Raw genomic sequence first — 15436 nt, forward strand, 5'->3', positions numbered from 1 at the left:
ATGATGTGTACTTTCTGCTGCATTACAAAATACAAAACTTCAGGTTTTATTTGATCGCATACTTAAACTGCCCCTGCTTATTTGCGGTCACCTTGATTTTTGAAATGCTGGCACCCTCAGCCATTTTGGCCAAAACGGTCTCTGCAATCTCCGGCAATAAAGTACCGTTCAGAATATTATCGACATTTCTGGCCCCTGAATCCACTTCGGTGCAACGCGAAAGCACCGCGTCAACCAGTGCATCATCAAATGCAAAATCCGCCTTATGATTCGTTGCGATTCGCTTTTTAATTTTACCGAGTTTAAGCTCAATAATATTCGCAAGTACGTCATCCGCAATCGGGTAAAAAGGGATCACTTTCAATCGACCAAGAAAAGCCGGTTTAAAGGCTTTCATTAATTGTGGCCTGATCAATGCTTCCAGCTCTTCTGGAGCCGGAAGTTCACTGGCATCTTTATTCAGACAGGCCTGCATCATCTGGCTGGAAGCTACATTACTGGTCAAAATAATGATCGCGTTTTTGAAATCGATCTCACGCCCTTCAGCATCATCCAGCACCCCCTTATCAAATACCTGAAAAAACAACTCCAGTACATCAGGGTGAGCCTTTTCCACTTCATCCAATAACACTACGCTGTAAGGATTACGGCGCACGGCTTCCGTTAAAACACCGCCCTCTCCATAGCCAACATATCCGGGAGGAGAACCTTTCAGCCCTGAAACACTGTGCGCTTCCTGATATTCGCTCATGTTAATCGTGATCAGCTTGCGCTCGCCACCATACAGCACGTCAGCCAACGCCAAAGCCGTTTCTGTCTTGCCAATACCTGAAGAGCCAACAAACAAAAATACGCCCTTAGGCTTATTAGGATCATCAAGATTGGCGCGTGAAGTACGAACACGCTGCGCCACAGCTTCAATGGCATGAGATTGTCCAAGCACTCTTTCCTGCAACAAATCATTCAGATTCAATACAGTCTTGATTTCATCCTTAACCATCTTACCTAAAGGAATACCTGTCCAACTGGCTACAATCTCCGCAACAATATGGCCATCCACCTGCACAGGAACCATAGGCAACTCACCTTGAAGTGTTCCCAACTCTTCAAGCAAATTTTCTAGTTCCTGGCTGGGTTTAGCCGCTTTTACCGACTTCTTTTTTGTATTTTCAATCTTGACTGCTTCATTTATCACGCTATTCTTGCCTGCCAATGCTTCCAAAGCAGCACGTGCTGCCATAATTTTTTCAGTGAGCGCCTTTTCCATCTCCCAGCGCGCTAAATGTCCATTGAGCTCATTGGTCGATATCTCACGCAACGCCTGCAACTCTTTCAGCCTTGTCACATGGTGCCCACCTGCAGTTTTCTCACGCTCAAGGGATGCCATTTCAGCGCCCGTTCGTTCCAGAAGCTTGGTAATATTTTCGATAAGTGCAGGCGTAGCATTCTGACCCAAAGCGACTTTGGCACAAGCTGTATCCAATACACTAATTGCTTTATCCGGAAGCTGACGTCCACTAATGTAGCGATGCGACAAACGCACAGCTTCAGTGATTGCTTCGTCAAACACTCTGACATTAAAGTGTTTTTCCATCAAGGGTGCCATACCACGCAACATGGCGCAGGCAAGCTCTTCACTGGGTTCTTCAATTTTAACCACCTGAAAACGACGCGCCAGTGCAGCATCTTTTTCAAAGTACTTTTTGTATTCACTCCAGGTCGTGGCAGCTATCGTGCGTAATTCACCGCGCGCTAATGCCGGTTTGAGTAAATTCGCCGCATCATTCTGGCCAGCCTGACCGCCTGCGCCGATCATGGTATGGGCTTCGTCTATAAACAAAATTATTGCATGAGGACTTTTCTTTACCTCATCAATCACATTTTTAAGACGATTCTCAAATTCCCCTTTCACACTGGCACCAGCTTGCAGCAACCCCATGTCCAGCGTATGCACTTCCACACCTTGTAAAACTTCGGGTACATCTTTTTGCGCAATCCTTAACGCCAAACCTTCAACCACTGCCGTTTTACCTACGCCCGCTTCACCAGTCAGAATAGGATTGTTTTGCCGGCGTCGCATCAGAATATCAATTGCCTGCCTGATTTCCATATCACGTCCAATGACGGGATCAACCTTACCTTCACGCGCATGTTGCGTAAGATTGGTAGTGAACTGATCCAAAGCTGGCGTTTTGGAAATCACGCTTTTACCAGTCAATTCATCTTCCGCACCATTCTCAGCCTCACTTTGCGCTGCTCCCTGACGCTGCATTCTTCCTTCCTGCGAGCCTGCGGTTAATTTATCCAGATTATGTTTAAGCTCATCAAGCTTGATTTTGACAAACAACTTTGAACCACGATATGCAAGCTGCACCAAATCTGGCTCAGTTAACAGCGCCAACAATAGGTGGCTGCTTCGAATATTTCCTTCAGGATTAGCTTGTGTATCCAGCGATGCAATCAACCAGGCATGCTCGAACAATTTAGGTAGATGGGGTGAAAAAACCGGTGTACGCGAATTGCCAGTTTTAAAACGTCCGATTTCAGACAGTAAATCCGCTTCCAGGCTAACCAGACTGATCCCGCACTTATGCGCAATCATCACAAAGTCACTCTTGGGCTGCTCAAGCAAAGCCAGAAAAAGATGTTCTATATCAACTTCATATTGCCCACGGTCTACACAAATATTTGCAGCACGTTGTGCTGCCAGCCGTGTAGTTTCATTCAGCTTACTGAACAATGTTTTAAGATTAATACTCATTACTACATTTTCCTGTCTAAATTATCATTAAAGCGCATGAATTTCGTACCGAACATCAGCACGATCTTCCAACTCCGTTTTTGTCGCTAAAAACGTATCCCACCCTAACTGCCCGCCTATGCGATCTGAAGCCAAACTTGCACCATGTACATCTTCTGCACGCAGAATAAGTTGCACCTCATACTCCAGACACAAACTGGTGAACATCGTCAGCATCTTTTCCAGAGAAATAGCAGCTTTTCCACCAGGTAAAAACGAAATAAAATCATTCTTGCATAGTGGGCCGATAGTCATACGCAAACGTAAATCTCTTTGCCACACGCGCGCGCCAACCATTGCAGCAGAACCAAGGATGGCATTGTTCCCACCCAGCATTGTTTGCTGCTCATGAGGCACTGCATACCAGCAACCAATAAACTGTTTAATCACAACAGGCACAGCAAAATACTCCCCAAGAACGCGTTGAATGTAAGCGGCGGAAGGAGGACGACTCTGCAAGGCTGCGCTATAAAACCCGATCGTTTCGTCTAAAACGCCTTGCCCATTTTCATTCATTCTTTCCTGCAAGGAAGAATGACCCAGTCCAGCCAGTGATAGCAGCAACGGTAAAAACCGATCCTTCCCATCTAATTCATACTTGAATTCAAGCCGATATTTACGCCATGCTTCATAAAACAGGGCAACTGAACGATTTGAAAATGTATCCAGAAATGCTTTGGGGCTTTCGTCTTTTTCGTATAACAGGTGCCCTGCTATACGTTCCGTATAATGACTGGGAAGCGTACCATTACCACCTAAAAACCCCATAAACGCGGGAGTAAGATGGATATGTTTCAATTCGTCACTTTGAAGTGCTTCCAACAATGCCTGATCAGTTTCAAGCAACTCTTTCGCCTCAGCAGCCAACGACTCAATTTCGCTAGGTGGAAAATTCAAAGAAACTGAATTTTTGAAACGCAAATATTCGGCTACTGCACTTTCGTGAGATACGCCATTTCGCTTGAGCCACAATTCAAGCATCCTGACCGCCTGAAAAAACTGGAAGCGATAAGGTTCATCCAGCAAACGCTGGATTACACTAGGCTCAAATCTCCGCTTCGTGGCAAGCATCGTAACAACTCCTCCCCTGTACGTTTTGACGCAATCACCAATTGGGTAAAACTGTTGGCGTTCACATACAAGCCCAAAAACCGCTCCACAATTTGCGCGAAAGCATGGACGCCACTACCCACAAAACTTTCCTCATCTATCGTCATGCGCACTTCAATACCACGGACCATGCAGGCGAATGGATTACCCGGCAACCAGGTTGTTGCCGACTTATGTTCTATACCCACTACTCCACCAATCTGCCGCTGTGAAATCGCAGAACGGGGTAAATCATATAAGCGCAAAATTTCCAGAAATGCCTCCAACCCGCCTTTAGCAAGAGACAAATGGTTCAAGGAGAGATGAGAAATCAATCGCCAATGTGCACCGGGGCCACGTTCAAAGCGATATGGTTCAGAGGGTTTACGCAAAAAGCTGATCGCACGCACAATTGAGCCACCTTCCAGAAACAAATCGCCGCCTGGGAGTCCATAAGTCAGAGAAGCTGGTAAATCACGGTTACAACAAGTCAATTCAAGGCTAAGGGTGTCAGTTTCAACAGCAGCAGGATCAAAATCAATATCCACTATTGAAATTTCAGTTTCATATCCGGGACTTTTTTCTGCAACGAGTTCATCACGCCGCATAACCCAATAATGTCCTTTTCTTTCACGCGATTCGCCATGCCGCAAAGAATAAAATGGACGAAACTCAGTAACTGATTCGCCTTGTGGTGTTTGGCGAACCAATTTCACCGAATCAATACTATGCACCTCATAGGCAAAAGCACGACGTGAATCTGCAACGACAGGGTAATGCGCAGAAGTGTGCGTCAAGCGAATGGGATCACCTCGTTGTTTGAACAGATTAATTACTGGCGTACAGCCTAGCAATACGTTATTGGCAGACAAAGTCCCTAGCATCCGTGCGGTATTCGAATCAGCACGAAGTCCACTCAACACCAGATGCAACACAAACTCCTTGCAACCCTCAGGTAAAATATTAGAAATCGACTCCAGATCAATAGCAAAGAAATTAAATTTTTCAGGAAAAGCAAAATACTCGGTCAGCAAACGGTAAGCTGGATGTGACCGGGCAGAAAAAGGAATCAGTGATTCATCCTCATCGAACCCAACAGCACTAATCGGGGCTTTGTTCAGCGCTATCCATTTCCGGGACTGCGGAATCTCAACATACGCTTTGACCGTTCGCATAAAAAGCGTATCTCTTAAAGCAGCACAAAATGAAGGTTCGCCATCAATAAAAACGCGCAATGACTTCATACCAAGTTGCGCCAACCCTACTTGCTCAGTCGTTGTTACAATCGAGAGACTGATCTTGGAAGTTGCATTCTGTGGCAGCACAACCGACTCAGGCGGTTCGATAATCGGATCAAATTTAGCGTGGGACAAGCGCAATGGAGCGACAGTTACGTCATATGCCGTTTTAAATTTACAAGCTACACCTTTAACAGGACGAGTAGTCAGTTCCGTACCACGTTGAATTTGCGTTGCCACAGTCAGTTGAGAAGCGGCAGCGCTATAATCCATGCGCGCAATGGAACAGGATGGAAATGGTCTAAGATAGTGCGGATAAAGCACGTCAAGCAGTGCTTCAGTGAACTCTGGGTAATCATCGTCTAGTCGCTTGGACGTACGCGCATTGAGTAAAGCAAAAGATTGAATCATTCGCTCGATATGGGGGTCTTCACAAACCTCACCCACCATAAGCAAACCACCAGCTATTTTTGGGTAGCGCTCGGAAAACTCTCTTGAATACCGTCTTAAAAATCCAAGTTCACGTTCATAATAAGGAAGCAATTCGTCCAAAATCACTCTCCCTTACGTGCAGTACGGCGCGTTTTACTAATAGAATACTGCAGAGTGGATGGTTGAAGAACCGCATCAAAACTCACAGGTTCTTTTGCAGGATGAACAACCAGCATCGCAGAAATGGCAAAATTCAGCCGATTTATTGAGCCTTCCTGTAATTCAAGAGAGGCATTGACATTCCGCAAGCGAGGCTCGTGCTGTGATATCGCTTTTTCCAGACAACGACAGATATAAGCTCTGTCATCTGTGCTTGCAAGGCTCAACCCTGCAAAGTCATTTAATCCATAGGAAACAATTGATTTGCTGCATTCAGGATACGGCTTCAAGAGATCTTCGTGTATCACAGTACGTGTATTCAACAAGGCTTCCAGATCACGTGCAACGGTATCTTTAAGGTCTTCCATAGACAACCGTGAAACAGTACTGAATGTTGATGAGTAACCATTACCACCCATTAACCTATCAAACAGACCCGGAGCAAAACCCTTCATATATAACACCTGATTCAAACAAAAAAAGAACCGCGGAATTTAAACTCCGCGGTTTTTTTAACACAATTAAAACTTAAACAGTCTTATTAGTACTCAGATCCCAACCACCAGAAGTATTACCACCAGAACCACCACCAATCTTCTGTTGAGTATATTTCCATTTAACCTGAGAGTACTTCAAGCTCAGGCTTTCACGCAGAATTTCGCCTTCTGCAATGCTTGGCGCAACATCAGAAATCAGCACATTGACCAATTCAATTTCAAAGTACTTGATACGGTCACCTTTTCCATCAGCACGAAGAAACTCGATCTTGGCTTTAGGAATGGTTTTACCGGATGAGCAGTTCTGCAACAGCAAAGGTGTCGCCAAATCAGCCAACTTGTTGATCACGATTTCTTTATGCTCACAACGTTCTGCTGTATGGCCACCACCAGTTGATGAAGTAGCTGATTTTGGCTGAAGCACTTCCCAAGCAACAGACTTGCACTCAATCCAGTCTTTATGAGAACTATCGGTGGATTCGCCTTTAATGCCTTCAATTTGCAGATATACATCTATTGCCATTTTTCACATTCCTTTTGAAAATAAAATTAAGATTTGGTCGATTGTGGAAGCTCCGCGACCAGACGGAGTGATACAGAAAGTTCATCCAACTGAAAATGCGGACGTAAAAACGATACGGCTCTATAAACACCTGGCCGCCCCGGAACTTCAGAAACTTGAACAGAGGCTTCACGTAATGGAAACTGTGCTTTAGCTTCCTGGCTGGCGTTATCATCCAACAGCACATATTGCGAAAGCCACCTGTTAAGAAAATCCTCAACATTGGAAGCAGCCGCAAAACTGCCGATCTTGTCGCGCATCATCGCTTTCATATAATGAGCAATGCGTGAAACAGCAAATATATATTGAAGCTGGGCAGATAACACAGCATTCGCATTTGCAGAATCAGTATTGTATTTTTTTGACTTCTGAGCAGATTGCGCACCAAAAAATGCCGCGTAATCAGTATTTTTGCAATGCACCAATGAGATAAAACCCAGGTCGCTTAATTCTTTTTCACGACGGTCAGTGATAGCTATTTCAGTTGGACATTTAAGCGCTACCTCACCTTCGTCTGTCTTAAAGGTATGAGTCGGCAGATCCTCTACCAAACCGCCACCTTCCACACCACGAATTGCCGCACACCAGCCAAAATCTTCAAAAGCCTTGGTCAACTTGGTACCAAATGCATAGGCTGCGTTACACCACAAATATTTACTATGGTCACTACCATCCACATCTTCTACAAAATTGAAACCTTCAACGGTAGTACCATCCTTTGGATTGAATGGCAAACGGCCCAAAAAGCGCGGTAAAGTTAATCCTACATAACGGGAGTCTTCGGATTCACGAAAGGATTTCCATTTTGCGTATTCGACAGTATCAAATATTTTAGATAAATCTCTTGGCTTACCCAATTCACTATATGTTTCAAGGCCAAACAACTCAGGAGAAGCGGCAGAAATAAATGGCGCATGTGAGGCAGCTGCAATATGAGACATTTGCTCAATAAAATACATATCCTCTGGTTGGCGAGTAATCTCGAAATCGCCAATCAATGCACCGAATGGTGCGCCACCGAAAGTACCAAATTCTTCTTCATAGATTTTTTTGAACATCGCGCTCTGATCAAAGTCCAGTGCTGACTGGAAGTCCTTAACCAATTCTTTTTTTGTTGCGTTCAAAACCTTGATTTTTAGGTTTGGGCTTGTTGATGTGTTTTTCATCAAATAATGCAAACCAGTCCAACTACCTTCTAGTTTCTGAAATTCTGGGGCATGCATAACTGCACTGACTTGATCAGAAATCAAACGATCCAGCTCGGCTAAACGAGCATCAATTGTTGCTGAAAGGTTTTCAGAAACAACAACCGTGCCAGCCATTACCTGATTTACCAGCTCAGAAATAATGTCTTTTGCACGCTCATGTTCAACTGTAGATTTAGCTACTTTGCTTTGTTCAATAATTTGATCAAGTAATGAGGCATCTTGAGTTACAGATGTCGCAGAAGAAGTTGAATTAAGCTGTGCGGTCATCATCTTCTCCTTGATTTGCAGTTTGTTTACTCAGGTTTGCGAGCTTCTCTGTATTTGTAAGCACACTATTCAATATATCTTCCAGCTTTTCGTTTCCTGCCAACTTGTTACGCAAATCAGCTAATTTTGTGCGAGCTTCAAGCAGTTTTTGTAATGGCTCAACTTGCTGTACAACTGACTCAGGGCGAAAATCTTCCATAGACTTGAATTTCAGTTCAACTGCAAATTCGCCACCTTTATCACTTAAATGATTAGGCACGCGAAATACCGCTTTCGGTTCAACTGCCTTCAATACTTCATCAAAATTGTCATTATCAATATTAATGAACTTCCTATCTTTCAAACGCGCTTGAGCCACATCAGAATTGCCGCTGAAATCACCAACAACCCCCATTACAAAGGGAAGTTCTTTACTTTCGATTGCATCACCAATTTCAACGTCATAGGTCATCTGCACCCGGGGAGGGCGAATTTTTTGTAAACGCTTTTGAATACTTTCTTTTTTTGCCATATAGAACCTCATGCCATAAAAATTTTGACCAAGCTGCTAATAATTACAGCCAAGTCAATTATCAGAAAAAAAACCTATTTCAATGCACCAAAAGGATTTGAACTTCTGGAATCCTCTTTTGTATCATTTGCTTCAGGCTTACTTACTGGTGCTGATTTTGATGCTCTCCGAGTAGAGTGTGAAGCACTACGAACTTTAGCAACTGTCTTCATGACTGGCTTTTCTTGTGATGGGACCAATACGGTTTCTCCAAGACTTTCACGCAGCACTTTTGCCAAGTCCTGTGCTTCTGTTTTAAGAGAACCAGTCAAATCATTCTGGCTACGCAATACCGATAAACTTTTTGTAGAAAGCCTCAAGCTGCTCACTGCCACAATACTGTTAGCAATTTTGTCATTTGGATCACGTTGCAATGCCTCTAGCGCATTAACAATGGCATCCCCATAATTACCCGAATCAAATTTTATTTGTGCGATACGTACCCAAGGCGTTTTATCCGCTGGAAAAGAATTTGCGGTTGTTTTAAACATAACCAGAGCTTTATCTGCCTGACCTGCCTGGTAAGCTTCATTTGCCTCTGATATTGCAGTTTTCAGTGACGTCGCATTTTCTTGCGCCGTTTTATTAGGCTGAACAGCGCAGCCACTCAGCAACAAAGATAAAAACGCCATACATAATAAGCTTTTTCTACTATTTAACATTAATAAATTTCTCCATCACCACATCAATACAATAGCATATTCTACGGTATGTTTATAAAAATATCTAGTACAACGTACTTAAATCAAATTAAGCTTGACCTAATATATGTTGAAATAATAAAATCATCAAAAATTATTTTATGTCATATTTGTTTGACATGGTTATTTGCTTTTTTTGGAAAACATTACAACCCATTCATGTCAAATGAAAAATGCAGTCTACTGATTCGAGGATTGCTACTGATCTTTACGCTCTCTACCGGAGGTTGCGCTGCTGTAGGCGCCGCTTCAGCTGTTGGTCAAGTTGCAAATCTGGTTCTTGAAGCTTCCGGTATAAAAAAACCGGCAGGCCCTGAGCTGACTGACGCACAAAAACCGCCACGCAACATGTCAATCAAGATTCATGCTGGCGAGAATTTAAATTCCGATTCGGCTGGGCGTCCTCTTGCACTGGTAGTCAGAATTTACAAACTTAAGCAAGACAACGCTTTTCAGCAGGCAACATACAATACTTTTCTTAATCTCCAACAAGAAAAAGAAATTTTGGGGGCAGACTTGATTGAGGTAAAGGAAGTCACGCTTATCCCTGGGCAGCGCTATGAAGCTATGGAGAAAGTGACTCAAGAGGCTTACTTCATTGGTGTAGTAGCACTTTTTCGCGCTCCTGCCCCTCAACGCTGGAAGGTTGCATTTCCTGCACAAGACGCTGAAAAATCCGGCATAGCTATTGGTTTGCATGCTTGCGCAATATCTGTAGGAACTGGCATCACAACTGAAGGAAATGCTGGCGCAAATAAATTTCTTTCAGATGTGCGATGTCAGAATACATAAACTGCGAAATATGCACCTTAGAAATTACTCAGTGAGACTAGTAACGTGAATCTGACATCTAAAGTATTATGGGGCGAAGGACTTTTTTTACGCCCGCAACATTTTCAGCAACAAGACCAGTACCATGAAGGGAGACTTCATGAAACTGCCAATGCTTTGCATCCTTACTTATGGGGCATAAGCGCTGTTCAGCTGGATCTGGATGCGTTGGCAAACAATTCTCTGCGTTTAATCTCTCTTTCATTGATTTTTCAGGATGGGGAGATTTTCAAGGCCCCGGGTGAAGACGAATTGCCTGATGCAGTTGATTTAAGTGATATACCACTATCACAACAATCCATTACGTACTATGCGGCAATACCATCATTGAAGCATTTTGGCGGTAATTTTTCACCCACAGGCCACAGCAACAATTCTGTACGCTATACACAAGCTAACCTTGAAACACCTGATCTTTTTACTCAAGCAGCACAAGCAGAACTCACTTACTTAAAAAAATCTGTACGTTTAGTGTCTGAACTAGAACCTCGCGATTCATATGTCAGTTTGCCCTTGGTGAGACTGCGTCGCGTTTCAACCGGCGGTTTTGAAATAGACCAGAATTTTATGCCACCCTGCCTGTCAATCCGCAGTTCACCATTTTTATATATGCAACTGAGAAGACTACTGGATGCATTACAAGCGAAGGTCAACGCATTATACGGACACCATCGCGAACCAAGCAAAAACACCATTGAGTTTCGTTCAGGCGACATATCCTCCTTTTGGCTGCTACATACAGCAAGTTCGGCTTTTGCTTCGCTTTCACATTACTTTCATCACCCAATGCTCCATCCTGAAAGACTGTATGAACAGCTACTTGGATTGGCAGGCGCGCTATTGACGTTTTCCAAGCACTACTCACTCACTGATATACCGCCATATCAGCATCACGACCCAGAGCCCAGCTTTACCAAACTCTATTCAATTATCAGAGAACTGCTTGATACGGTCATCTCATCGAAATACTTTTCAATTTCTTTATCCGAAATCAAACCTTCTTATCATCATGGCATGCTGGATTCTGGCAAGATTGATGAAAAAACAACATTTTACCTGGCTGTAAATGCTTCCATGCCAGCTATTGAACTCGTAGATGTTGTACCACTGCGTTTTAAAGTAGGTGCGCCGGATGACGTTGATAAGTTTGTACTTTCTGCAATGCCTGGCGTGAAATTGGTTCATTCGCCACAAGTTCCTTCCGCTATCCCGGTTCGACCCGATACTTACTATTTTTCGATTGAACACAAAGGCCCTATTTACGAGCGCATGCTTCAGGCGCAATCCATCTCAATTTATGTCCCATCTGGCATAGCTGATCTTAAACTTGAACTTTTTGCGGTTACATCATGACAATTTCTTCCCCACCTTCCTTACTTGGTGACATCAGAGACCACCGTTCCATTTCAGATGTGTCTTTCACACCCCATTCATTAATGGATCTGTTGTACGACGGGTTTTACGCGCTATTTATGCTTAAAAACCGATGCACCCCTCAGGACGAAACGACATTTTCCAACAAAATGCAAAAATTCCTGAATGATTTTGAGCGTAATGCAAAAAAACTGGATGCATCTGCTGATGATATTCACAATGCAAAATATGCTTTTTGTGCTGCAGTAGATGAAATCATTTTGCACTCCAAGTTTGAAATTCGCGACAACTGGGAACGCCACCCGCTTCAGCTAGTCATGTTTGGCGACCAGCTTGCCGGTGAAAATTTCTTTAATCGACTGGAAACACTACGCGCCAAAGGCTCAGCACATCTTCAGGCACTGGAAGTATTCCACATGTGCCTGCTATTAGGCTTTCAGGGTAAATATATACTGGAAGGCCCCGAAAAGCTCAATTACCTGACTGCGCGCCTGGGGGATGAAATTGCTCATATGAAAAACAAACGGGCGCCATTTGCCCCCTTCTGGGAGCGCCCGGATACAATCGCAAACAAACTGCGAAATGAAGTACCACTATGGGTGATCTGCTCTGTATTTGCCCTGATAGCTTTGACCGGTTTTATAGGTTTGAACTGGATGTTGGCCAGTTCAACAGAAGCGAGCATTAACGGCTACAGCAATCTCATCAGGCTAGCACCGCCTGCAGCTAACCTCACGATTACTTTACCCTGAGTTATGCCACTATCTGGTTCTATTTTCACTTTTGAAAAAAATGTCGATAATGGCATTTGTTTCAAGCGCGCTTCAACGTTTCGGATTCATGTCACATGATTACTCAGTCCACCCTGCAATCGGCCATTGCCACCATATTTGGTACAGGCTTATCGCAACATGCCCGACTTATAACGCTTGAGACTGCCCAAACATCGGACCTACCTGAAACTTTGGTAGTAGAGCGTTTTTCCGGGCGCGAAGCAGTTAACGAATTATTTTGCTTTAATATTGAAGCCCTGAGCGTTTCTACCCAACTAGATCTGAAACAATTCATCGGGGAGGAAATAACGCTATGGTTGTTACAAGCCGATGGCAGTCGTCGTGCATGGCATGGTTACTGTACAGAAGCAGCCTGGCTAGGTGCCGATGGTGGCGTAGCACGTTACAGCTTAAAACTTGAGCCCTTCCTGGCTTTTCTGAAATTGCGACGTGACAGTTTCATTTTTCAGGATAAAAATGTACAAGACATCGTAACTGAGCTGCTTGCTGATTATTCTCAGGCCAACTTTAAATTCGAAGTGACACAATTTCAAACCATACGGCCTATCTGCACCCAATACCGAGAAGACGATCTCGCATTTTTTACCCGCCTGTTAGCATCTGAAGGTTTGAACTGGCGATTTGAACATGAACAGGATAGTGACACCTCATCCACTGGAAACGCTGGCAAGGCAATAGCACATGCCAAACACCAACTAATTATATTTGATGCCAAGGCCGCTAAACCTGCCATGCCAGGCGGGGCTGACATTCGCTTTCATGGCGTGCGAGCTACTGAAGCCGAAGATGGTATAAACCAGTTTGGTTCACAGCGCCAAATTCAGTCTAACGCAGTATCCGTGGCAAGCTGGGACTACACTCAAGTCAGCGCCCCCGCCGCCGAACATGCATCCAGTTTGAACGCTGGCGAATTACCCATGCTTTCTGTCTACAACGGCTCTGGTGAACGGTACTTTACCAATACTTCCGATGCAGATCAGCATAGTGATCTCACCCTGCAGGCGCTGGAATCATTCAATAAAACATTTTCAGGGGCGGGCGCAGTACGTCAATTAACCGCTGGCCATGCTTTTCATCTAACCCAGCACGAGCATTATCCCCTGGGGACAAACGAATTTACGGTTTTATGGGTTGAACATGATGCCGCCAATAATCTGGATGCCAGCGTTGCTACTCTTTCTACTTTAAACAATCTGGAACGGGGCACCTATCGCAACCGCTTTAGCAGTGTGCGTGAATCTGTACCACTTGTGCCAAGCGCCATGGTGAACCGTCGTGCCCCTACTGCTACAGGGGCTCAAGTAGCTCTGGTTGTCGGTATGGAGAATGCTCCGTTGACGACAGAACGCGACCATCGCATCAAGATTCAATTTGCATGGCAACGTGGCAACAAACCCAATACAGGCGGCCTGACTGAAACAGGTGCCGCTGGCAAGCAGGATGACCACGGCAACGCCCCCAACAATGAAACTTCCGGCACTTGGGTACGGGTAGCAGAAACCTTAGCAGGGCCTAACTGGGGAACGGTGTTTACCCCGCGCATCGGCAGCGAGGTGCTGGTGGACTTCATCGAAGGCGATATGGACCGCCCGGTGATTGTGGCGCAGTTGTTTAACGGTTCGGATTTACCTCCCTACTCTGCCGGTGTCGATTCCGGAGTCAACCATGCAGGTGTATTGTCCGGGTTGCATAGTCACAATCTGGATGGCGCCGGTGAGGGGTATAACCAGTGGGTGGTAGATGACTCCCAAAATCAGTTGCGCATGCGTCTGGCGACCAGTACCGCGGCTTCTCAGTTGAATCTGGGCTATCTGGTATCCCAATCACCAGATTCTGCCCACCGCGGCAGCTATCGAGGGAATGGATTTGAGTTGCGTACCGATGCCTGGGGCGTGGTACGAGCTGGTGCCGGTTTGCTGGTTTCCACGTCTGCACGCAATGCTCAGGGGACGAGTGTGGCTTCAACCCAACTGGATGCGTCTGAAGCGATAGCGCAATTGAAGGGAGCGGCGGAGCTTTCCAAAGTATTGTGTGAGGCAGCGACGCATCAGTCGGCGTTGAGCAGTAAAGCCGCTAACAAGGGCCATGCTGATTTGATTACTTCGATTGATCCTGCGCAAAAAGGTCATTATGCCGGTTCGGTGAATGGGCAAACAGCACAAAAGTCAGTTTCAGGTACTAAAAGCCTGGATGCTGCTCAACCCGTTGAGCAGTTTGCGACTCCTGTGGTGTTGCTGGATAGCCCGACCAGTATCAATTTTGCTACCCCTGCTTCTACGGTGATGTTTGCCGGGGAGCAAATACAGTGGACCAGCCAGTCTGATATGCATCTGGCGGCAGCTCATACGGTTGCGGGAGTATCGGGTAATGCGACTTCTCTGTTTACCCATGCAGGCGGTATTCAGGCTTTTGCGGCTAATGGGCCGGTTTCGCTTCAAGCTCATACTGACCAACTGGAGATTCTGGCAGATAAGGCGGTCACGTTGATTTCGGTAAATGACAAGATCGAGATCATGGCCAATACCAAGATTACGTTGCAGGCTGGGCAGTCGTCTATTACGCTGGATGGAGGAAATATTACTTTTGCTTGTCCGGGGACGTTCTCGGTTAAGGGGGCGAATCATCCGTTTGGGGGTGGAGGGAGTAAGGCAGCTGAGTTAGGTATTTTGCCCAATTTGTTAGTCAACGCTGGATTGGCTGGAAACTTAGACTCTGGTGAAAATTTGTTTGATGAAGCATTTGTCGTACTCGATCCCAATGGCAACCCGATGGGCGCCCTGCCGTACAGCATAAAAAGTGCTGGCGGCAAGTATTTTGCGGAAACAGATACCGAGGGCAATTCGCTTCGTACGGGCACGGTTGCAAGCGAGCCCGTCACATTTGCGTTGCAGTGGCACGAAGTAAGCCTATAAGCATAATGTTCTTGCCTGCTGG

Annotated in this window: 12 protein-coding genes; 4 read left to right on the top strand and 8 right to left on the bottom strand. The window is 45.1% G+C overall.

Features of this window, described 5'->3' with window-relative positions; all coding sequences use genetic code 11:
• Positions 1–46: 46 nt before the first annotated feature.
• The 8 genes from tssH to EDC63_RS03225 all read right to left on the bottom strand — a co-directional run bounded on the left by tssH (position 47) and on the right by EDC63_RS03225 (position 9434).
• Positions 47–2761 carry a type VI secretion system ATPase TssH gene (gene tssH, locus EDC63_RS03190; RefSeq protein ID WP_124947426.1) on the bottom strand — a complete coding sequence of 905 codons (2715 nt, stop codon included), beginning with the start codon at positions 2759–2761 and terminating at the stop codon, positions 47–49.
• A 27-nt stretch (positions 2762–2788) separates the two neighbouring features.
• The gene (gene tssG / locus EDC63_RS03195; protein ID WP_124947425.1) at positions 2789–3871 is read right to left on the bottom strand and encodes a type VI secretion system baseplate subunit TssG; all 1083 of its coding nucleotides are present in this window, start codon (positions 3869–3871) and stop codon (positions 2789–2791) included.
• Positions 3835–5679, bottom strand: coding sequence for a type VI secretion system baseplate subunit TssF (tssF, locus tag EDC63_RS03200; RefSeq protein ID WP_124947424.1), 1845 nt, complete (start codon positions 5677–5679; stop codon positions 3835–3837). The genes tssG and tssF overlap by 37 nt, the downstream gene beginning before the upstream one ends.
• 2 nt (positions 5680–5681) lie before the next feature.
• Positions 5682–6173, bottom strand: coding sequence for a type VI secretion system baseplate subunit TssE (gene tssE / locus EDC63_RS03205; protein WP_124947423.1), 492 nt, complete (start codon positions 6171–6173; stop codon positions 5682–5684).
• A gap of 73 nt (positions 6174–6246) precedes the next feature.
• Positions 6247–6738: an Hcp family type VI secretion system effector gene (locus EDC63_RS03210; protein ID WP_124947422.1), complete on the bottom strand. Its 492-nt coding sequence runs from the start codon at positions 6736–6738 to the stop codon at positions 6247–6249.
• Positions 6739–6764: 26 nt separating this feature from the next.
• Positions 6765–8252, bottom strand: coding sequence for a type VI secretion system contractile sheath large subunit (tssC, locus tag EDC63_RS03215; RefSeq protein WP_124947421.1), 1488 nt, complete (start codon positions 8250–8252; stop codon positions 6765–6767).
• The gene (gene tssB, locus EDC63_RS03220; RefSeq protein ID WP_124947420.1) at positions 8236–8763 is read right to left on the bottom strand and encodes a type VI secretion system contractile sheath small subunit; all 528 of its coding nucleotides are present in this window, start codon (positions 8761–8763) and stop codon (positions 8236–8238) included. Before tssB ends, tssC begins: the two co-directional genes overlap by 17 nt.
• Positions 8764–8837: 74 nt before the next feature.
• Positions 8838–9434 carry a tetratricopeptide repeat protein gene (locus tag EDC63_RS03225; RefSeq protein ID WP_223248389.1) on the bottom strand — a complete coding sequence of 199 codons (597 nt, stop codon included), beginning with the start codon at positions 9432–9434 and terminating at the stop codon, positions 8838–8840.
• A 78-nt stretch (positions 9435–9512) separates the two neighbouring features.
• Here EDC63_RS03225 and tssJ point away from each other — a divergent pair, with 78 nt between their 5' ends.
• From tssJ to EDC63_RS03245, 4 genes are all read left to right on the top strand, one after another.
• Positions 9513–10295, top strand: a complete 783-nt coding sequence (gene tssJ / locus EDC63_RS03230) for a type VI secretion system lipoprotein TssJ (RefSeq protein WP_223248388.1) — start codon at positions 9513–9515, stop codon at positions 10293–10295.
• Positions 10296–10340: 45 nt separating this feature from the next.
• On the top strand, positions 10341–11687 hold the full coding sequence (gene tssK, locus EDC63_RS03235; RefSeq protein ID WP_124947418.1) for a type VI secretion system baseplate subunit TssK: 1347 nt from the start codon (positions 10341–10343) through the stop codon (positions 11685–11687).
• Positions 11684–12460 (top strand): type IVB secretion system protein IcmH/DotU, encoded by a 777-nt coding sequence (gene icmH / locus EDC63_RS03240; protein WP_124947417.1) that lies wholly within the window; start codon positions 11684–11686, stop codon positions 12458–12460. Before tssK ends, icmH begins: the two co-directional genes overlap by 4 nt.
• Positions 12461–12555: 95 nt before the next feature.
• Positions 12556–15414 (top strand): type VI secretion system Vgr family protein, encoded by a 2859-nt coding sequence (locus EDC63_RS03245; RefSeq protein WP_124947416.1) that lies wholly within the window; start codon positions 12556–12558, stop codon positions 15412–15414.
• Positions 15415–15436 lie beyond the last annotated feature (22 nt).

It is taken from the genome of Sulfurirhabdus autotrophica (assembly GCF_004346685.1).
GTDB classification, from domain to species: domain Bacteria; phylum Pseudomonadota; class Gammaproteobacteria; order Burkholderiales; family SMCO01; genus Sulfurirhabdus; species Sulfurirhabdus autotrophica.